Genomic DNA, 21,248 nt, shown 5'->3' on the forward strand with positions numbered 1-21,248 from the left:
TTTTTTCATGGTAAAATTATCTACAAAGTCTCTACTTTTACCGATATTAGTAGAAAAAACACGAAATGAGGACCTAGCTGATGACCACCATTGGAATTGATTTGGGCACGACGAACAGTCTGGTGGCCTACTGGACTGAGAATGGACCCGTGCTCATTCCAAACGCGCTCGGAGAAACACTGACTCCTTCTGTGGTCAGCGTCGATGAGAACGGCGAGATCTTGATTGGAAAAATCGCCAGAGAGCGCCTCTTAACTCACCCTGATCGGACTGCCTCTACCTTCAAACGATTTATGGGGACAGAAAAAAGATACCAACTGGGAAGATATTCTCTTTCTGCGGAAGACCTTTCCTCCTTTGTGATTAAATCTTTGAAGGCGGATGCAGAGGCTCATTTAGGGCACCCCGTTCACGAAGCGGTTATCAGTGTGCCTGCCTATTTCAACGACACACAACGCAAAGCGACCAAACGAGCAGCAGAGCTTGCTGGCCTCAAAGTAGAGCGTTTGATCAGCGAACCGACTGCCGCCGCGATCTCATATGGACTCCATCAGGAGGAATCCGAGACACAATTCCTCGTATTCGACTTAGGTGGCGGTACGTTTGACGTTTCTATTTTAGAAATGTTTGAAGGTGTGATGGAAGTAAAATCAATCGCTGGTGACAACTTTTTGGGCGGCGAAGACTTTACCGATCTGATTGCCTCTTATTTTATAGAAGCTCATCGACTCGATATCAGCACGCTAGACAGCAAGACGCGTTCGTCCATCCACAAACAAGCTGAGTTGTGCAAGCGCGCCTTGTTTTCCGACCAAGAAGGGAAAATGAGCGTCAATATCCAGGGAGAGCTGGTTGAAACAACTCTCAGCCGGAATCAGCTGGAAGATCTCGCATTTCCTCTGCTTCAACGACTGCGTCAGCCGATCGAGCGTGCTTTGCGAGACGCATCCATCTCACCTCGGGAACTGGACGCGATCGTGCTGATTGGCGGAGCAACGCGGATGCCGCTTATCAAATCCATCGTAAGCAAAATCTTTGGGCGACTACCCTATTCCCATATTAATCCTGACGAGGCTGTCGCATTGGGAACAGCGATTCAAGCAGCACTCAAGGAACGCAACGAGGCGTTAAACGAGCTTGTTTTGACAGATGTTTGCCCATACACACTCGGTACGGGTATTGTACAAACCATGGCAAACGGCAAACACGAGGATGGCTACTTCTTTCCGATCATCGAGCGCAATACGCCAATCCCGGTCAGCAGGGTAGAACGGCTATACACCGTTCTCGATTATCAACGGGCTATTCTCGTTGACGTGTATCAAGGCGAAAGCCGCCGTGTCGAACATAACCTCAAGCTCGGCGAATTGAATGTAAAAGTTCCCCCTGCCAAAAAGGGCGAGGAGTCTATCGATGTTCGTTATACATATGACATCAACGGGATTCTCGAAGTCGAAGTGACTGTCGTCTCTACAGGAGTCAAAACCAAGGCCGTCATCGAAAAAAATCCGGGTAGTCTATCAAAAAAAGAAATTGAGGAGCGTTTTCAAGCTCTTCAAAACATTAAGATCCACCCCAGAGAACGAACCGAAAATCGATTGCTTCTGGCAAAAGGTGAGCGTATGTATGAGGAAGCGTTGGGCGAAGACCGTATGATCATTGCAAATTACTTACGCCGCTTCGAAAGTGTCCTCTCCACCCAAAATGAAAGAGACATCGCCAAAGCAGCAGAAGAATTGAAGCAGCAGCTGGACATGTTTGAAGGGTGGAATGAGTATTAATGGGGATTTGGGAGATTCTCGGGATTGAACCGACAGACAATCCTGCCCAGATAAAAAAGGCCTATGCCAAAAAGTTGAAGGTGCACAATCCGGAAGTTGATCCTGAAGGCTTTCAGCGATTGCGAGAGGCGTATGACCTCGCCCTGAAGTACACACGCAATACCAAGCGGAATCGTATGATCGAAGAAACGTCGGATCATGAATCGGAAGAAGAATCGGTTCCCCTTCAGCCTCCCAGCCAACGCTATGAGCTGGCGAATACCGATTCCATAGAAGAGCAGCCTAACTACGATCCACCGCAGCGACTCACATTGTTTGACAGGTTTTTAGAGGAAACAACGCAAGAAGTAGCCTCTCAAGAAGAGATCCCTATTCCCCATCGGTACGATTTCACGGAGAGCTACGATCATTCCGAACGCTCCATGAACCCCGATGATATGGTGGAGCGTTTTTTCCGCCGTACGCAAGAGCTGTACGATCACTATCACGAACGTATCCAGCTTGAAAACTGGCGTGAGCTGCTGAATGACGAGGCCATGTGGAATGTCGGCTGCCATCAACTCATCGATACGCGATTTCTCCACTTTTTAGAAGAACACTATCACTTGCCCCATGAGGTGTGGAAACTGCTCGATTCCCATTTTCAATGGCGGGAGAAATCAGAAAAGCTCGTAAGCCAGCTTTCAGGACGTTTTGTCGCTTACCTGAACGGCCAGCTTAATCAGACCTTCACGCTGCGTTACCACTCTTTTGAGAATCGCGATGACTTGGATATTGAAGCATTCCTAGAATGGCGCAGCGATGCGTTATTTGCCCTCATGGAAAATGATTGGGAAACAGCTCAGAGCTATTTGGCAAAAGCCCATGCCCTGTACGCTCTTGACCCCGATTTGATCCGTTTACAGGGCGAATATTTTTTGCGAACCGGAAATAAGAATCGTGCCTTTCATACCTTTGATCAATTGATACGTCTTGATCCAGATAACATCGATGCGTATTTGTATCGTGCCCGGCTTTTCCTTGAAAAAGGAGATGCCGTGGATGCGATCAAAGATTGCGAGGAAATCCTCACTCGCATGCCAGAACTGTGGGACGCTCGCAGCTTGCTGGGGAAAGGCTATCTTCAGCTAGGCGAATGGGAGAAGGCTCAAGAGGTTTTTCAGGAGATGCTTTCACATAATCCCTCCGATATCGACGCGAAGATATGCCTGACGCAAATACAATCACCGTTTGACAGGATGACCGAGCCAGCTGCGAACAAGCAAGCCAAAGCTACTAGGAGAAAAAACTTGCAAGCACTCGGGCTTCCTGGCAAGCTAGCAAGGTTCAAGCAATTTTTTGCCATCTACACGAGACGTAACATTTGGACGATTATTTTTCTCCTCCTGCTCCATTACGCTATGTTTGCAGTTGTATCCATGAAGCTGGAGATGACTTCGGAGCAGATGTTTGACTCATTGGTCAATAAGTTCAAGCCTGTCCATATTAAGACGATGGACGAGTTAAAACAAACTCCGCTTGGCTACCAGGTGGAATTTACATTGACCAAAGCGTCTTATATCCATATGCTCCGCGTCTATGACAAAGAAAAGCATCCCGAGCCAACAGCCGAGTTCATGCCTGCTGCCAGAGCCGAAGAACGGGATCTGTTAAACTCTGACACCGGCTATGTAAGTGTGGGTTACCTGGATCAACAAGCGATTATTGTCATTACGGACTACGACCATGCCAAAGAAATACATGACAAAAAATCCATTACGATGCAAGGAACACTCAAGGCCATACCGGATGGCGAGATGTTGCCTGTCATTGTGAATGCTTTGGACAAACGCAAGCACCCTCACAATGCGGTTCTCGTGACCGATACGTATATCAATGCCAAGCCTGACTTAGAAGAAAAAGGATGGCCGGGATCATGGCTTCTGGGCATTCTCGCGATGATTTCCATGTTGTATTACATCCGCATCATTCGTGAGATTCCCAAAACTCGCAAAGCATTGACATTCCACTAAAGGAGGCAGAGAGAAGTTCCATGACAAAAGAAGCAGAAAACGAAAAAGAGATCGACCCAAAGTTAAGCCGCTATTTGCATGCTCTCTCCTCTGTTTGTTTAAATCAGAAGCAGCTCGCGTATTATTTGGCAATCCACGAGTACAACCGCCTGCGCGATACGTTTTTGCGGCTTCGAATTGATAACAGATGGGACACAGGGGATGCTGCCAAAACGAAAGAGCGCTTGACCTGGTTGCTGGAGCATGGGCGAAGAGCTGAATTTGATCAGCATCGTCACATATTATCTGCACTCAGCGCTGCCAATCGTTCCAGCTACATCCCGACCTTAAAAAAAGGCGACATGGAGTCAGCCCGGCAGTTGATCGTGTACTCGTACATGAACAGACTCCCACATGCCGGCATTGCCGCCTTCGATTACGCTTGGTATCTCATTATTTGCAAAGCAGGCGCCCAGCAGTCCTATCTTCCCAAGGCAGATGCCGTAGAAAGCATGCTGGATGTAGCCAAGCGAATCCAACTCGCTTATTCGAGTTGGGAAGAGTATTTATTTGCCTATGCATGTGGTAATCTTTATGACGAAGCAGGCGCGTCCAAAAATACGAGTAAAGCAACCGAAGCTCATATTTTGAAGCTCCTGACGGGTAAGTACAGTCCGATCCGTGAATTTGACTGGAAGTTTGATCTAACACCTTACCTGTCCTCACCTCAAGTAGCAATCGTGCCTTCTTTTAGCAGCTAAGCTTACGAAAAAACGTCTCCCTCGGACTTTTAGAGCCATGTCCAAAGGGAAACGTTTTTTGTTTTTGTATCAAGCCTCGATGAGGTCGTTTTACGCCTTAACAGATATGTCCTTCACCATATGGCTCAATTTATGCCCGCTTACGAGCACTGTCCCGTCCTCACGATAGCCAAGCGATTCATACAGCTTGCGCGCACGTGGTTTTTCCTCGTCAACGAGCAAAGCGATTCGGTCATGCCCGCGCTGAATCGCTTCTTTTTCAAAAGCATCCAGCAGAAGTGATCCGATCCCCTTCCCTCTGCATGAGGAATCAACCGCGACAGAATCCAAATAAAATTCGTCATCTTTTGCTTCTTTTACAAGCGTAATCGTCTCACCAGTCAAACGCTGGACATGCTCAACGAAGGGGCGATCGAGCACCTCTGTTTGGCTCCCATGATAAAAGAGCGCCAGTCCTACCGGTACATCTCCATCCATGGCAATCACCGCGTTTTCGTAGCTGAGCCGGTTATTTTCCTTCGCAAAAAACTCCTCCATCATGCGAATCGCATCCGCTGCCTCCGTTGCACCTGTCAACGTATGCGCAATATCTCCAATGGCATCATAAATTAATGGAGCAGCAAAAGCTGCATCTGTGGGTTCCGCTTTGCGTATCATGTGTTTCCTCCTTGCGTTTCGAGCATTCGCACGACACGACTCGTTAGATTCTTTGTCTATCATGCACATTTTCATTGTGTCACAATCTGCCAAGCTGATCGAGCTTTCCCGAAGATCGTTCACAGATCAGCAACAATGAAACCGCTCTCATTTCCCAAAAGCCGTTTCCTCTTTTTTCGCATCGACTTATCCAATCATTTTTTCAATCGTCAGCTTGCGATCATGTCGTAAATCGAGGAATTCGCCCATTCGTCTTACCAACGGACGCATCGGTTCATCCTGATGAATAAGAATCACTTCGACTTCTTCCCCGCTACTCAACCTCGCCTTCGCGCCTACGTACAGCAAGGCAATGTAGCGGACAAACTGCGCAACGATCTCCACGTTCAGCACCCCGCTACAGGCTTCCTTCCACAGGAGCTGTGCCGCCTCAAATGGGGACGTCCTCCCTTTGTACACCCGATCAGAGCAGATTGCATCAAACATGTCGGCAACAGCGAGCACCTGACATTCGATCGGAATGTTATCGCCTTTTCTTTGCTCCGGATAGCCAGACCCGTCGAGTCGCTCGTGATGCAGCAAGGCACACAATGCCAACAGCTCAGACCCACCCTTCATCTCACGGATCATTTCATAGCCGTAGACGGTATGCTTCTTCATGATCGCAAATTCTTCTTCACTTAGCTTGCCTGGCTTAAGCAATATTTCCTTGGGTACCCTCATTTTTCCAATGTCATGCAAAAATCCAGCTGTCCCCATGAATGCTACTCGCTCTTCATCCCATTTCATCAAGCGAGCAATGAGCGAACAGAGAATGCCTACATTTATTGAATGCCGGTATGTATAGCTGTCTGCGCCCTCCAGTACGTACAAGTTCCGGAACAAACCCAAATGCTTCGTCGATTTTTCTGCAACATCAAAAAAGATGTTGGAAAAATGATCAAGACTCGGTGCCCCGCCAACTGTCAGTTCATCAAAGAGTAGTCTCGTTTTGTCGAGAGCTTGTACATAAGCAGCAACGATCTCAGAATCTGCCTCTAGTTGGAAAAGTTGAGAAGTAACATCCTCACCGGTTCCCTCCGTAAGACTCTGTATGATGTCGACCTCACGGACTCGTTGCTTTTGCAATAGGATCACATGGGCAGGCGTGATCGTCGTATTTTGTCCCAGCAGCAGAATTCCTTGTTCCGTGTATAAATCAGCCGCTAATACTTGCCCAATCAGTGAGAGATCAACAGGTGCCAAAGGCATACAATCAACCTTTCCAGTCTCCGTCTTTTTACTCAAATTATAGAAAGGAAGAGGGTGAGTTACAATCTTTTTTTCGACAATTCATAACTTTGCTGGACACCGGGACATTTCACTTTTCGCATACATATGATATCAAGCAAATGTCAGTGGTTTTATCAAGGAGGGACGAATGTCTCATGACGACGCTGTACATCACACCAAAAGCGTGGAAACAGATTGAGCAGGCCGTACGAAAAAAACCCTCGCTGGAAACAGGAGGGGTCATGATGGGATACCCACTTGGTGAGGATAGATGGGTCGTTACGTATGCAAGTGAACCAGGCCCAAATGCGATTCACCAGCCACATTCTATATTTTTCGATGATAGGCATCTCAATAAGCTCGTCCGCAAATTAAGCAGACATCGACAATGGAAATACATTGGTGATTGGCATAGCCATACGGTAAAGCGCCTATCTCCCAGCAAAGGTGATAAGAGAACCATTTGGGCAAAAGCGTCCCAATCCATGTACATGTCCTCCTCTCCCCTCATGCTGATCGTCGGACTAGGGAAAAACGATCAAATTAACGCAAGAGGATTCATCCTCGGAAATACTCTTCGCGAGGTTGGGAAGATTGAGCTGTATGATCGGCAAGCTCAGCGACAGCTCGGTGAAAAAGCTCCATAGCCTGGTTTTTTCCCCAGCTCGGCTGATTTTCTGCCACGACACAAATGGCGTACCGCGGCTCTTCTAACGGAGCGTATCCGAGGAACCACAGATGGTTGTTTCCATTCGCATCCCCGATTTGCGCAGTCCCGCTTTTGCCTGCCACCTGCCAAGCGGAATTCATGAGCATCTGTCCTGTTCCCTCTGTGACGACTTTGCGCATCATTTTTCGCAATTTATTGGCTGTGACGTAGTCAATGCCGTCCAAAGAGAGCTCCTGCTCTGGGAATGTATGGAATGACTGACCATTTCGGTATGCGATCTCTTTTACCAGCCGTACCTGAGAGCTTTGACCGCCACGCAAAATCGTTACCATCATGTTGGCTGCTTGCAAGGGGGTAATCCGTACATCCCGCTGACCGATGGCGCTTTGAATCAGGACGCCTTCATCGTCGCGGGATACACCCTCTGCAAAGACTCTACCCGGCTCTTCGCCATCCAGCTGCTTGAAGTTTTTGAGTTTATACAGATGAGGGGTAACATGCCCCACTGGAGTGGTCAAGCCCAGCTTTTTTGCATATTCCTCCAACTTTTCTCCGCCCACCATCTTGGCGATATGTGCGATCGCAATGTTGCAGGATTGGGCATACGCTTCTTCCAGTGTCACACTGCCGTGACCTTCTTTTTTCCAGCAGGAGAATTGGTACTTCCCGTACTCTCCTGTACATGTGAAACGGTCAATAGGTGAAACGATTCCTTCTGCCAAGGCTGCTGCTGTTACCACTGTTTTATAGACAGAACCAGGCGGGAGTTGTTTGAACGCGCGATTTTTCCAGTCACTTGTGTTTCCCGTAACATTCGTTTGATCATAAGTAGGGCGGCTAACAGCTGCAAGAACATCGGCTGTTTGTACGTCCAAAACGACGATACTGCCCTCTTTGAGACCTACTTGATCGGCTGCTGCCTCCATGCTTCGTTGGATCGCTGCATCCAAGGTAGTCGTTAATGACAACGGATAGTATTGATTCGACTGCTTCGTGTAGCGAATATCCAGCCCTCGGAGCGGTTGTCCGTGGCCATCTACATAATAGGACAAGATAGACGGCTCTACTCCCTGTAAAAAACGGTCAAAGCTTCGCTCCAGACCTGATGCCCCCAGCGTGCTCTCGGCATTCATTTTGCCGCTGGTCCATTCATCTGGATACAGCTTCTGCACCATGCCGGGATTTTTATGGATAAAACCAATCAGATGCTTGGCTACTTCATCAGCGCGGTATCGCTCTGTCACCGCCAAGGCCACAACTCCTGGGATGGCAAGTGCATTGATTTCCTCGGCCTGCCGCTCGGTGAGCATCACCAGCTTGCCTGACTCCTCTCGCATGAGCAGTGGTACTTTTGCCTTTTCCATGGTTTCCGACAGCCGTTCCTTGGATTCTCCGGTTATTTGAGCCAATCGCTGCAAGCCATCTGTTCCTTGCAGGCTCCCTCGCGCCAACGGGAACAAAATCAAGGCGAGATGCTCTTCTCCGGTAAAAGCGTACCCATTTCGATCCACGATGTCGCCACGCCCGCTATGCAACACGATGCTTTGCTGTCTTTGCTTTACTGCTGCCTTTACCAAATCAACGCCATGCCGAGAAAACCGATGGGGCGATCCGAGTTGAATCCACCACAAGCGCACGACCAAACCGAGCCATAACAACGACATGGACAGCAATACAAGAAAGTGGCGTCTTTTGATTCGTCGATCCAGCTGCATCGAATTCCCTCCCTGGCTTTTTTCACCAGTATTGCCGGAATGTACGCGACAGAAACAACGAACAAAGAAAAAAGCACACCGATCGTCACGGTGCACTTTGCGGTGTTTATGATTGATTGGCGAATTGTTGCTTCTCCAATAAAATATTGCTGATCTTGGTAGATAACAGATCCAATGCTACTCGGTTGTAGCCGCCCTCTGGGATGATGACGTCTGCATATCGCTTGGTCGGCTCAATAAACTGCAAATGCATCGGTCGAACAACGTTTAAGTACTGTGTCACGACAGAATCGAGGGAACGACCGCGCTCTTCGATATCACGTACGATTCGGCGTACAATACGCACGTCCGAATCGGTATCGACGAATACCTTGATATCCATCAAATCACGAATCCGCTCATCCTCCAGAATCAGCATTCCTTCCAGAATGATGACATCCTTCGGGTCGACCTGGATTTGCTCCGGCTTGCGGTTATGGACCTTGAAGTCGTAGATCGGTTTTTGAATCGCTTTTCCTTGCAGCAGCTCCTGCAAATGCGCAAGCAACAAATCGTTGTCAAAAGCGAAGGGATGGTCGTAGTTCGTCAACGCCCGCTCTTCTGGGCTCAAATGGCTTTGATCCTTGTAGTAGGAATCCTGCTCAATCATCGTTACACTATCATTTTGGAACTGGCGGTACAGCTCCTTTGCTACAGTCGTTTTTCCAGAACCACTGCCTCCCGCTACCCCAATCAATACGGGGTTACCCATGCTTCATGTCCCCTTCCTCATGATGCTTTACACGTTTACGACCCTATGTTTTTACTTCTTTTTCATACTGATGGCCAGCCCGTCTCCAACTGGAATAAATGTCGTTTCCAGATCAGGACGCTCCATCAGGTGTGAATTATAAGAAAGCAGCTTGTCCACCATTGGACGCTGGCGCTTGCCCGCTTCTTCAGGGGTCGCCACCAGTCCTCGGAACAGGACATTGTCGCTGATTACCAAACCGCCTTCACGAAGAAGCGGTAGATACAAATCGAGGAATACTCGATACTGACCTTTGGCCGCATCGATAAACAAGCAGTCAAATTGATACGACTCCGGCAGCCCTAAAGTGGCATCACGTGAAAGAATTTCTACACGGTCTGCACATCCTGCTTCTTTTATATTTGCCCGTGCTCTCACCAATCGATCTTCATCTATGTCCATCGTGACAATTCGCGCTTCCGGTGCAGCTTCTGCAAGCCAAATGGTGGAATAGCCAATTGCCGTACCCACTTCAAGAATCGCTTTGGGACGATGCAGCAATAACAACATCCGCATGACTTGAGCGGACGGGAGCTGTACAATCGGAATGTTTTCCTCTGCCGCCTCCTGCTCCAGTCGCTTGAGCAGCAAAGAACGCTCGGGAACCAGGCTTGACACGTAGTCGTCAATTGCCGGATTGGTAATCATGATTTCACTCCTCTTTCGTTACAACCGAATTATTATAGCACACCTTAGGAAAACTTGGCTACGTCAAGCACTGTTGATCGCATGCAAAAAAAAGAGGAAACTTGGTTAGTTTCCCCTGCTTTTCTTATCATTTGCTTCATGCTCTTGCAGTGTTTTGGAAAAGTAATGCTCGGACGTTCCGTCTTTTTTCGTCACGTAGAAAAAGTAATCGTGTTTAGCCGGATTGACGACGGCTTCAAGTGAAGCTCTGCCTGGGCTGGCAATCGGCCCCGGCGGCAATCCAGGATTCGTGTACGTGTTGTACGGGCTTTTTACTTTTAGGTCCTCGAAGGTCAGACGGTCTCGTTGTTTGCCGAGAACAAATTGGACAGTAGCATCAGCCTGCAAAGGCCACTTGTCGCGAATCCGATTGTAGTATACGCCTGCTACAAGTGGACGCTCCTTGTCTACTGTTACTTCACGCTCAACGATCGATGCGAGATTAACGGCTTCATCCAGTGTTAAATCATGCTGCTTCAGTTGCTCTGTCCACTCTTGCTTCCATTCCTTTTGGAATTGAGCCAGCATACGCGAGACGACATCATGTGCTGTAGCGTCTTTGTCCACTTCATACGTTTCCGGGAAGAGATACCCTTCCAAACGGTGTTTTCGGTCTGCATGCTTTGGTATGGCTGCGACAAAAGGATAGTCGGGAAATGCACCTTCATTTACTTCTTTTAAGAATGCCGCCTTCTCTACAACGCCTTCTTTGTCGAGATGATCGGCGATCTGTTCGACATTCCAGCCTTCTGGGATCGTAAATCGGTTTGCATTGATCACCGTATTTCCTTCTACCATGGCAGTTAGTATCTCGTCGATAGCTTGGCCAGTCGTAAATTGGTATTCTCCCGCCTTAAGTTTAGGGGCCACGCCTTTATACTTCACGTAGTAATTAAATACATCGGCATTTCGGATCAGACCTTGTTCTTCCAGTAGTAGACCGATTTTTTGTACGGAGGAACCGGACGGAATCGCCACGTTCTTCACCGTCTGTTCACCTGCAACCGGCTGTAATTGCTGGTACACGTACCACGATGCTCCCCCCGCTGCCAAAATGATCAACAACAATAAGGCAACCAGCCACATCACAATTCGTCCGCCGCGTCTGCGTCGATGTGTCACTGGGCGGCCGGGGTTAAAATCAGGCTTCGCTGACATTGGTTTCAAGCTAGAAATCCTCCCTTTAGGGTCTCTTTATCTCCATCCCATCCATTATACAAGAGGCTTATCCAGCTGTCACTTCATGGGTGATTTTGGCGAAAAAAGACATAAAAAAAGAGCCCACCAGTGGCGGACCCTTTCTTACGAATCTATTAAATTCCGTCTTTCTCCAAATCAGCAATCAAAGTTTCGAAGGTAGCTTCTACTTGCTCCCACTCTTCATCATCCTCGATTGGCTGGAGCATGTCTGTACCGTCATAACGCAGGAAGTGAACCTCGTACTCTTCTTCCTCTTCCTGATCTACTGGTACAAGCACCAAATAGCTGCGGTCTTCAATGTCAAAAATGTACATGATACGAAAATCTCGCGGTTCCTCGGTACCTTCTTCCGTCAGCGCGATCACATCGCCCACTTCGAACTCTTCCATCATTTCTTCACTCATTGTGGTCACCTCGATTTCGCGTCCAAATATCCTTGGAGGATTAAAGTGGCCGCCATTTTATCTATCACTGTCTTTCGCTTTTGACGGCTGACATCAGCGGAGATCAGCATACGCTCTGCCGCCATCGTCGTCAAGCGTTCGTCCCACATGTGGACAGGAAGAGACGTGCGTTCCTCCAAAAGCTTGCCAAATGCTTGACACATTTCAGCACGCGGGCCTATGGTTCCGTTCATGTTTTTGGGCAAACCAACGACGAAAGCCCCAATTTGATACTCCGAAACTAATTCGCTCAGGCGCGCAAAATCCTTTTCCTTGGATTGTCGCTTGATGGTCTCTACTCCTTGCGCAGTCCATCCCAGCTCATCGCTGACAGCCACTCCAATCGTCTTGTCGCCTACATCCAACCCCATCAATCGTGTCATCGTTTTAGGTCTACTTGCGCTCTGACAAGTAAACGGTCACCAACTCTTCTATGATTTTGTCCCGTTCCAATTTGCCGATCAGGCTCCGCGCGTTGTTGTGGCGTGGGATAAACGCCGGGTCGCCAGAAAGCAAGTAACCGACGATCTGGACGATCGGGTTGTATCCTTTTTCCTGCAGGGCTTTGTACACCTCTGTCAATGTTTCTTGCACATCCGCAGCATTCGCTTCCTTGGGCACCGTGAATTTCATGGTATTATCCAACGAACTCACAATCAACACCTCGATTTCCTTTGAGACTCTTTTGGTTACATCCTCTTTTTTGTATTCGACTCGGATTTCGTATACTCCTGTCGATTATACAAATTTCTCGTGCAATCGCACTATTTCGCTACTGCTTGACTCTTTACGAAGTCAACCACTGCATCCAGTGCTTCTTGCAGCTTGGATGGGTCCTTACCGCCGGCTTGTGCCATATCAGGACGTCCACCACCGCCGCCACCGCAACGAGTTGCAACTTCCTTGATGATCTTGCCAGCGTGAATGCCTTGATCCATGAGATCTTTGGTTACACCTGCAACGAGGTTCACCTTGTCGCCATCGACCGCACCCAACACAATAACAGCAGAACCGAGTTTGTTTTTCAGCTCATCCACCATGCCGCGCAGATTGTCCATATCGACAGCGGAAACACGTGCAGCGAGTACATTCATACCGTCTACTTGTTGGAGTTTATCCGTCAAAGACGCTGCCTCGATGTTCCCCAGCTTTGCACGCAGGGACTCGTTTTCGCGCTGTACGTCTTTCAATTGTTGTTGCAGACCTTCTACACGTGCAGGTGCTTCTGCCAGTACTGGTGCTTTGAGTGCTTGCGCCACTTCTTTGAGCGTAGTGAACTGCTGGTTCAAGAACTGGTAAGCTCCGCGTCCTGTTACCGCTTCGATTCGGCGTGTACCTGCACCGATACCACTCTCGCTAACCAGCTTGAACAAGCCGATTTCCGCGGTATTTTTCACATGGCATCCGCCGCACAGCTCCAGGCTGTATTCGCCCACTTTTACAACGCGTACAACGTCGCCGTATTTTTCACCGAACAACGCCATTGCGCCCATCGCTTTTGCCTCAGCCAATGGTTTGTTGGAGATCTCGACACTCAGGTTTGCCCATACTTTTTCATTCACGATCGCTTCGATACGCTCCAGCTCTTCTGGAGTAATGGAGCTAATGTGAGTGAAGTCAAAACGGAGACGCTCTGGTGCTACCAAGGAACCTGCCTGATTGACATGCGTTCCCAGAACATCCTTGAGTGCTTGATGCAGCAAGTGAGTCGCTGTATGGTTTTGCGTGATAGCCAGACGTGCATCACGGTTCACTTCCGCGCGAACCTCATCGCCTTTGCGCAGGGTACCTGCTTCGACGATGACGGAATGTACATTTTGACCCATTGGTCCTTTTTGTACATCTGTCACACGTGCTTTCACGACATCAGAAATCAGGAAACCTTCGTCATTGATCTGACCGCCGCTTTCTGCATAGAAAGGAGTTTGGCTCAGAACGAGTTGTACGGTTTGACCTTCTTCTGCTTCTTCTACCAGCTGGTTGTCCAAAATAATCGCTTCAACTTTACCTGTTGCTACCAATTCAGTATAACCAACAAATTGGCTCGTAACCGTCAAATCAGACAATGGACCACCTTGGATTTGCATGCTGTCTACATCTTGACGTGCTGCACGTGCACGCTCACGCTGTTCTTCCATCGCTTGATCAAAGCCATCGCGATCGACAGTCAGCCCTTGCTCGTCTGCGAAGTCTTCTGTCAAGTCAACAGGGAATCCATACGTATCGTACATTTTGAACACATCTTGACCAGACAGTTGTGTTTTTCCGCTTTCTTTTGCGGCCTTCACCATGTCAGACAGGATCGCCAGACCGTCGTTCAGTGTCTCGTGGAAACGCTCTTCCTCGGCACGAATGACTTTTTCGATAAACGCACGCTTTTGGACAACTTCTGGATAGAATTCGCCCATCATCGTGCCTACTGTCTCAGTCAAACTGTACAGGAATGGCTTCTCTACGCCCAGCTTTTTCCCCATACGTACGGCACGGCGAAGCAGACGGCGAATGACATAGCCACGTCCTTCATTGGATGGAAGCGCACCGTCACCGATCGCAAACACAACCGTACGTGCATGGTCAGCGATAACCTTCAGGGCTACATCCATCTCAGGGCTTGTTTTATAGTTCACACCGGAGATTTCCGTGGTCTTTTCGATCAGCGGGAACAGCAAGTCTGTCTCAAAGTTGTTGTCTACGCCCTGGATGACAGACGCCATGCGCTCAAGACCCATCCCCGTATCGATGTTCTTCTTAGGCAGCGGCGTATAGGTACCGTCTGGATTGTGGTTGAACTGGGAGAATACCAAGTTCCAGACTTCCAGATAACGCTCGTTCTCCCCACCTGGGTACAGCTCAGGGTCGTTCGGGTCGTTGCCGAATGCTTCTCCACGGTCATAGAAAATTTCCGTGTTCGGTCCGCTCGGGCCTTCTCCGATATCCCAGAAGTTGCCCTCCAGTCGGATGATTCGCTCTTCTGGAACACCGATTTTCTTGCTCCACAGCTCAAATGCTTCTTCGTCCTCTGGGTGAATGGTAACGGAAAGCAACTCAGGATCAAAACCGATCCATTTTGGGCTCGTCAAAAACTCCCATGCCCATTCAATCGCTTCTTCCTTGAAGTACTCACCAATGGAGAAGTTACCCAGCATTTCAAAAAAGGTATGGTGGCGAGCAGTACGTCCCACATTTTCAATATCGTTGGTACGAATAGACTTTTGCGAGTTCGTGATGCGCGGGTTGTCCGGGATGATGCGGCCGTCAAAATATTTCTTGAGGGTCGCCACACCACTGTTGATCCACAGAAGGGAAGGATCGTCGATTGGAACCAATGGAGCGCTAGGCTCAATGCGATGTCCTTTTTCTACAAAAAAGTCGAGGAACATCTGGCGGATTTGATTGCCTGTCAGTTTCTTCATCTACATTCTCCTCATCTAAAAATAAAAAAAGCCCCCATCCCCTCAGGGACGAGAACTGATTTTCTCGCGGTACCACCCTGCTTACAGGCTCGCTACACGTATCTAAGCCAAGGCCTGTCGCTTAAGTGGCGTCTAACGGTGCCAAGCCGCCGGGTTTTGCCCGGTCTTAGGAGTAGCCTTCTGCTGCTCTTCTTTTGGTCGCTCTCTCAACCATGGAGCGCCCTCTCTGTAAAAGGTCTGCAACATACTCGTTCCCTCATTGATTTCACATAAATCACTTTGTCCATATTATAAATATTTTACCTGATCACTGTCAACTTTCATGCATCATGACAGCGATTCGGCTGACGATCACTTTGCAAACGACAAGAATCGGGACAGCAACGATAAGCCCGATGATCCCCCCTACAGTCTCCCCTACCAGCAGAGCCATGATAATGAGAAGCGGGTGCAAATGCAAAGAACGACCAACGATGTTTGGGGACAAAATGTTCCCTTCCACGATTTGAATGATGAGATTGACCACGATAACGAGTAATAGTGTCTTGGTGGAAATCGTAATCGCGATCACAACTGCCGGTGCCGCCCCAATCAAGGGTCCGATGTACGGAATGATGTTGGTGAGACAAACGAATGCAGCCAGCACAAAAGGATACGGCATACCGATCCACCAGTAGCCCAAGTATGCGAAAACACCTACGATCAGGGCCACAATCATTTGTCCATGTATGTATTTACCCAAGGATTCATTAATATCCCGCAGGACAATCAGAACTTGCTTCCGATAAGCCTTTGGAACAATCGACATCCCCGTCTCATGCAGTTGCTTCATATCCTTCAAAAAGTAAAAAGCGATAAACGGCACGATAGCAAAAGCAAACAGCTTTCCCATTGAATGACGAGCGTTTTCTACGAGTTTCGCTACTGAATGAGACATCCCCTCATTCGACTGGATGATCACCCGGTCTACACCCCTCGAGATGCTATCCGGCAAGAAATATTTTCGTGCCTCCCACTCACTCATCCATGTATAGTACCAATCCATCAGGCGGGGAATATCGTCTGACAGCTCCACCAATTGTTTTGTAAAAATAGGGATGGCGTTAATGATCGCAATGGTAATCACCAATACAAATGATCCATAAATGAGCAGGACTGCCATTAAGCGCGGAACCCTTCTTTTTTCCAGCAATTGCACGATCGGATGGAGCAAGTAGGCGATGACGAGTCCCAATATGACGGGAACAAGCACTTCCTTTATGAGCGAAAACAACTGTGACAGGACTGGTCGGAGCAGCCAAAGCAGATTGCCGATGACCAAAAGTGCGATGAGCCAAACAGCAGCAGCAAATAGACGACTTCGCCGAAGTTCATCCACGTTCCCCAACTCCTCCCTATTTGCATACATCTTTTTTAGCTTGTCTCATTCACATAAATTTCATGTAACCTATTGACACACAATTTCGTGTTCAGTAGTATGTAATTACAAGAGGATATCTCCAAAGGGGAGTAGCTTTTTCGCAACATAGTCGTCATTACGGGATTTTTCCCCGGCTATGTTGGCAACATTTTCGTAAATGTTGTAAGCAAGACCTTTGCCGACCAGGTAAAAGGTCTATTTTTGTTTTTCAAACGACCTTTTCCTGTTCCGGGAAAGGTCGTTTTCTTTTTCGCCCCTTTACACACACTATAGGAGGTATCAAGAAAACGGCCAGCGGATTATTCGCTTCCAAAAATGGATTAGGAGGAGGAAGAGAAATGGATTTATTGTTAACACCTGAGTTCTGGACTGCATTACTCTCTATCGTTATCATCGACCTGGTGCTGGCCGGGGACAATGCCCTCGTCATCGGGATGGCTGCTCGTAACCTGCCTGCTCATCAACAAAAGCAAGCCATCATCTGGGGAACGGTTGGTGCAATTGTCATTCGTGCATTGGCAACACTCGCTGTCGTTTGGTTGCTGAAGATTCCTGGTCTGCTGCTTGTAGGTGGTTTGATTCTCATTTGGATCGCCCTCAAGTTGCTGATTCAAGATAATGGTCATGAGAATATGAAGGCAAGCGGAACACTTGGAGCAGCGATTTGGACGATTATTGTAGCCGACACAGTAATGGGCTTGGATAACGTTATCGCGGTTGCTGGTGCAGCACATGGTGATTTCCTTCTGGTAGTTATCGGTTTGATCATCAGTGTTCCGATCATGGTATGGGGTAGCACATTGATCTTGAAGCTGATCGAGAAATATCCGATCGTTATTTATATCGGTTCTGCAGTATTGGCGTATACCGCAGCTAGCATGGTAACGAGCGAGAAGTTCCTCACACCGTTCTTTGCCGCTTACCCTTGGGTGAAATGGGTATTCATCGTAGCTGTTGTGGTTGGTGTCCTGTTGATCGGACGCATGAAAAGCCAACAGCAAAAACGCTTGGCAGAACAACCTTAATGCAAAGCAAGGCTCCGTCGTTTCCGCGACGGAGCTTTTTCATGTATGTCGAAAAAAAAGCACCCGAACACAGTGTATGTTCGGGTGTTTATTTACGTTCCAATTCACATTTTGTGTTAACGAGTAACGGCACGCATCAGCTTGCGACCTGATTTCCACATACGCGTCACATCACGCATGGAGAAGGGCAACTGATTCCAATTCAATGAAAACCGACTGCGACGTCGCGGAGCCATCCAATAGCCAATGATTGCCACAATTCCGCTTGTGGCCAGAACCCGCAACAGGCCTCGAGTGAACAAGCGTGCCACCTCCATTGGTTTTACCGCTCAAATCCACTACATATTCAAGTGAGCGGTTACTGTCTGATCCTCAATAAACAGATCGTTGAGCGAATGCAAGGATCCGTCTTCCTCAACTTGGTAGACAGAAGCGATCTGCTCATTGGAAACGCTCATTTCTATAAAGCAGTTCCAGCAATAGTATTGATTGGTTCCAATCTTTCCTACGTCTTTGGAACTGCAATTCGGGCATATGACACGCACACGCTTTCCTCCCTTTCACGCCTGGCCACGAACTAGTCCGGCACGATCAGGTTTTCTTCCCCGACGATAACGGATGCTGGTGCAGGGAGGCGCTTTCGTCCTTCCGTAATATCTGCAAGCCAGCCATTCGATAGTTCGTACCCTACAAGTTTCTCCCAGTTGGCTGAAAAGTAAACATCTTCCAGCCTTCCCAAACACTCTCCGGATGCGGTAATCACCGCTTTTCCTTTTAGCTTCGTCTTTCCCGTCACAATGCCGACAGGCTCTAGTCCGGCGAGATGAGGTAAGGGCGTGATCGCGTCTTTTCCCGATACGGTAAGGCAGGACTCCCCGACCGCATGAATATGTTCGGTAGGAATATAGGTACCTGATTGGAACCAGCCCTGTTCGCTCAGCAAGACTCCTCGTACATGCCAAGTGGAGTCGCAAAGAATGTCACGCACGGTTCCAATCGTCTCCCCTGTTTGAAGGCAAACAACTGGCAATCCGACTGCATCCATTGCCTTGCGCATGTGGGACATCCCCCTTCCGCCTTGTTAGTATCAGGCGAAATGGACACGTCCATTCGGCGCAAATGGTTCCAACTTCACTCTTGCTTTAGCCGTTCTTCCAGGTAACTGTACCGAACCCCCTCCTCATCAGACTCTACAGCTGCACGGAACGCATCCGGCTCTCCACACATGATGAGGAATGATTTGCTCCGGGTAATCCCGGTATAGACCAGCTTACGTCTGAGCATACGGTAGTAGCTTTTGACAAACGGCATGATCACAATCGGAAATTCGCTGCCTTGAGACTTATGAACCGAGCAGCAGTAGGCAAGCGTCAGCTGATGATAATCCGAACGCTTGTACACCACTTCCCTGTTATCAAAGGCAGCGACCAGCATCTCCTGGTTCTCCGCATTTTCATTCGGGAAAAAGATGGCGACGATCTCACCCATGTCACCGTTAAACACCTGTTCTTCAGCATTGTTCACCAATTGCAGGACCTTGTCTCCTGTACGGAAAGTCGTCTCTCCGAAAGTAACTTCACGCTTTTGCGGCGTTTTCGGATTAAACAGCTCCTGCAATTCTTCATTCAACCGGTTCACACCGGCATTACCTTTATAGATAGGGGCTAATACCTGAACATCTTTTGCCGTATATCCTTTTTTTACGGCTCCGAAGCAAATTTGTTTCACTGCTTCCGGAACTTCTTGTGGCAAACTTGTGAAGAATCGCCGATCCGGGGTGGTGTGAAGCAAATCTGCCGGTACATTCCCCTTGCGTACATCATGGGCCAACCGAATAATAGTGGACTCTTCTGCTTGCCGATAAATTTCTGTCAGCTGTACCAACGGTAACAATCCAGATCGAATCATATCCAGCAGGACGTTGCCTGGTCCTACGGACGGCAACTGGTCAGGGTCTCCTACCATGATGATCTGCATGTCATCCGGGACCGCACGAAACAATTGATTTGCTAACCAGATATCGACCATGGACATTTCATCCACAATTAATAGCCGGCCACGGATTGGATGCTCCGCGTCATGCTCGAAGCTCTCCCCTTTGTAACCGAGCAAGCGATGGATGGTCATTGCTGGTAAACCCGTAGTCTCTGTCATCCGTTTTGCTGCACGTCCAGTAGGAGCCACAAGAACGATCGGGAACGGATTTTCTTCGTTGTATTTTTTCAAGTCCAGAGACAATCCATGAAGCTGAGAAAAAACACGACAAATCCCACGAATGACTGTCGTTTTCCCCGTACCAGGTCCCCCTGTCAAAAGCATCAGACCTGCTTTGATCGCCTGTTCAATGGCATCACGCTGCGTCTGGGCATACGTAATCCCCAGCTCATCCTCGACCGCCCCTAACGCACGGTAAAACTCCGAAGTCGGGAACGTACCGAATTCATCCCGCGCAGCGAAGTGACGCAGTCTTTTGGCAAGACCGAGCTCGGCAAAAAACAATGAGGGCAAATACACCCGCTCATCTTCCCAGGCAATTTTGCTCGACACAAACAGGGCTTCCACTGCCAGTTGAATATCGTCTCCAGAAAAGTCGTGCCCCCCGCACTCTTCGAGAAGGCGCAGCGTTTTTTCACAGAGCTCCTCCACAGGCAAATAAACATGTCCTTCTGAATACGAAGCCTCCTGCAAGACAAAGAGAGCCGCCGCCTTCACACGTTCTTCTGAGGAAGCAGCGATTCCAGTAGCTCGTGCAATGTCATCTGCCCGCTTAAAGCCGATTCCCACGACATCCTCAATCAACCGGTAAGGCTCTTCCTTCAGCACAGTCATCGTTTCCAGCTTATAGGTCTGATAAATACGCAGCGCCATGTTCACACCAATGCCGAAGTCGTACAAGAAAACCATGGCACTTTCCAAGGAACGATGCTCGACTACAGAATCATAGATCGTTTTGGCACGTTGTTCAGAAATGCCTGGTACCTCAGCCAATCGCTCCGGGAAGTCCGCGATAATCGATAGCGCATCTACACCGAGCTGCTCGACAATCCGTTTGGCCATCTTCTTTCCGATCCCTTGAAACAAACCACTGGCTAAGTATCGCTCAACCCCGGCCAATGTTTTCGGCGTTTCACGTTCATAGCGCTTTGCTACGTACTGCTGGCCAAAACGAGGGTGTGTCTTCCATTCACCGTAAAAGGTGTACAGCTCATCTGGATGCGGGCGAGGAAAATTACCGACAATAATGACCTCCGATTCTTTAATCGATTCGGTAGTCTCTTCTATCTTAAGACGGATAACTCCGTACCAGGTTTCTTCCTTGTAAAAAATTTCTTGAGAAACAAATCCTCGAATGTAGGTTTCCGCAAACAGCGAGATTGACTGCTGCTCGTCCATCTAAACGCCTCCTTACATAAAAAACCGTTC

Annotated in this window: 20 protein-coding genes; 5 read left to right on the forward strand and 15 right to left on the reverse strand. The window is 48.5% G+C overall.

The window, feature by feature from the left end; genetic code table 11:
* Positions 1–80 precede the first annotated feature (80 nt).
* Genes EL268_RS20130 through EL268_RS20140 form a run of 3 tightly spaced genes read left to right on the forward strand, consistent with a single transcriptional unit; the run spans position 81 to position 4,533 of the window.
* A complete protein-coding gene (locus EL268_RS20130) occupies positions 81–1,781 on the forward strand; it encodes a molecular chaperone HscC (protein WP_106656713.1) in 1,701 nt (566 codons plus the stop codon).
* Positions 1,781–3,793, forward strand: a complete 2,013-nt coding sequence (locus EL268_RS20135) for a J domain-containing protein (RefSeq protein ID WP_106656714.1) — start codon at positions 1,781–1,783, stop codon at positions 3,791–3,793. Before EL268_RS20130 ends, EL268_RS20135 begins: the two co-directional genes overlap by 1 nt.
* A gap of 20 nt (positions 3,794–3,813) precedes the next feature.
* Complete coding sequence (locus tag EL268_RS20140; RefSeq protein ID WP_106656715.1) at positions 3,814–4,533, forward strand: DUF1266 domain-containing protein; 720 nt, start codon at positions 3,814–3,816, stop codon at positions 4,531–4,533.
* A gap of 90 nt (positions 4,534–4,623) precedes the next feature.
* Here EL268_RS20140 and EL268_RS20145 read toward each other — a convergent pair whose 3' ends face one another.
* Positions 4,624–5,190: a GNAT family N-acetyltransferase gene (locus tag EL268_RS20145; RefSeq protein WP_106656716.1), complete on the reverse strand. Its 567-nt coding sequence runs from the start codon at positions 5,188–5,190 to the stop codon at positions 4,624–4,626.
* Between the two features lie 186 nt (positions 5,191–5,376).
* Positions 5,377–6,441: an HD-GYP domain-containing protein gene (locus EL268_RS20150; RefSeq protein WP_106656717.1), complete on the reverse strand. Its 1,065-nt coding sequence runs from the start codon at positions 6,439–6,441 to the stop codon at positions 5,377–5,379.
* A gap of 176 nt (positions 6,442–6,617) precedes the next feature.
* Between EL268_RS20150 and EL268_RS20155 the strand changes: the two genes are divergently transcribed.
* Entirely contained in the window at positions 6,618–7,109 is a 492-nt protein-coding gene (locus tag EL268_RS20155) for a Mov34/MPN/PAD-1 family protein (protein ID WP_106656718.1), read from the forward strand.
* On the opposite strand, the gene EL268_RS20160 is transcribed toward EL268_RS20155, so the two are convergent.
* The 9 genes from EL268_RS20160 to EL268_RS20200 form a co-directional block, all read right to left on the reverse strand.
* On the reverse strand, positions 7,021–8,847 hold the full coding sequence (locus EL268_RS20160) for a peptidoglycan D,D-transpeptidase FtsI family protein (RefSeq protein ID WP_106656719.1): 1,827 nt from the start codon (positions 8,845–8,847) through the stop codon (positions 7,021–7,023). The genes EL268_RS20155 and EL268_RS20160 overlap by 89 nt on opposite strands.
* Positions 8,848–8,953: 106 nt before the next feature.
* On the reverse strand, positions 8,954–9,598 hold the full coding sequence (gene udk, locus EL268_RS20165) for a uridine kinase (protein ID WP_106656720.1): 645 nt from the start codon (positions 9,596–9,598) through the stop codon (positions 8,954–8,956).
* Positions 9,599–9,649: 51 nt separating this feature from the next.
* Complete coding sequence (locus EL268_RS20170; RefSeq protein WP_106656721.1) at positions 9,650–10,285, reverse strand: O-methyltransferase; 636 nt, start codon at positions 10,283–10,285, stop codon at positions 9,650–9,652.
* A gap of 105 nt (positions 10,286–10,390) precedes the next feature.
* Positions 10,391–11,491, reverse strand: a complete 1,101-nt coding sequence (gene mltG, locus EL268_RS20175; RefSeq protein WP_106656722.1) for an endolytic transglycosylase MltG — start codon at positions 11,489–11,491, stop codon at positions 10,391–10,393.
* Between the two features lie 146 nt (positions 11,492–11,637).
* Positions 11,638–11,928, reverse strand: coding sequence for a DUF1292 domain-containing protein (locus EL268_RS20180; protein ID WP_005832492.1), 291 nt, complete (start codon positions 11,926–11,928; stop codon positions 11,638–11,640).
* 5 nt (positions 11,929–11,933) lie between these two features.
* Positions 11,934–12,350, reverse strand: a complete 417-nt coding sequence (ruvX, locus tag EL268_RS20185; RefSeq protein WP_106656723.1) for a Holliday junction resolvase RuvX — start codon at positions 12,348–12,350, stop codon at positions 11,934–11,936.
* A 10-nt stretch (positions 12,351–12,360) separates the two neighbouring features.
* A complete protein-coding gene (locus EL268_RS20190) occupies positions 12,361–12,621 on the reverse strand; it encodes an IreB family regulatory phosphoprotein (protein ID WP_106656781.1) in 261 nt (86 codons plus the stop codon).
* 110 nt (positions 12,622–12,731) lie between these two features.
* Positions 12,732–15,380 (reverse strand): alanine--tRNA ligase, encoded by a 2,649-nt coding sequence (gene alaS / locus EL268_RS20195; protein ID WP_106656724.1) that lies wholly within the window; start codon positions 15,378–15,380, stop codon positions 12,732–12,734.
* 313 nt (positions 15,381–15,693) lie between these two features.
* Positions 15,694–16,758 carry an AI-2E family transporter gene (locus tag EL268_RS20200; RefSeq protein ID WP_106656725.1) on the reverse strand — a complete coding sequence of 355 codons (1,065 nt, stop codon included), beginning with the start codon at positions 16,756–16,758 and terminating at the stop codon, positions 15,694–15,696.
* A 380-nt stretch (positions 16,759–17,138) separates the two neighbouring features.
* On the opposite strand from EL268_RS20200, the gene EL268_RS20205 reads away from it, so the two are divergent.
* A complete protein-coding gene (locus tag EL268_RS20205) occupies positions 17,139–17,825 on the forward strand; it encodes a TerC family protein (protein WP_106656726.1) in 687 nt (228 codons plus the stop codon).
* Between the two features lie 116 nt (positions 17,826–17,941).
* Here the strand turns inward: EL268_RS20205 and EL268_RS20210 are convergent, their stop codons facing one another.
* The 4 genes from EL268_RS20210 to recD2 all read right to left on the reverse strand — a co-directional run bounded on the left by EL268_RS20210 (position 17,942) and on the right by recD2 (position 21,218).
* Entirely contained in the window at positions 17,942–18,136 is a 195-nt protein-coding gene (locus EL268_RS20210) for a hypothetical protein (protein ID WP_232030579.1), read from the reverse strand.
* Positions 18,137–18,163: 27 nt separating this feature from the next.
* Entirely contained in the window at positions 18,164–18,370 is a 207-nt protein-coding gene (locus tag EL268_RS20215; RefSeq protein WP_007717618.1) for a hypothetical protein, read from the reverse strand.
* Between the two features lie 32 nt (positions 18,371–18,402).
* Complete coding sequence (locus EL268_RS20220) at positions 18,403–18,882, reverse strand: PRC-barrel domain-containing protein (protein WP_017247593.1); 480 nt, start codon at positions 18,880–18,882, stop codon at positions 18,403–18,405.
* Positions 18,883–18,956: 74 nt separating this feature from the next.
* A complete protein-coding gene (gene recD2 / locus EL268_RS20225; protein ID WP_106656728.1) occupies positions 18,957–21,218 on the reverse strand; it encodes an SF1B family DNA helicase RecD2 in 2,262 nt (753 codons plus the stop codon).
* Between the last annotated feature and the right edge of the window lie 30 nt (positions 21,219–21,248).

This window comes from Brevibacillus brevis, assembly GCF_900637055.1.
Classification (GTDB): Bacteria; Bacillota; Bacilli; order Brevibacillales; family Brevibacillaceae; genus Brevibacillus; species Brevibacillus brevis.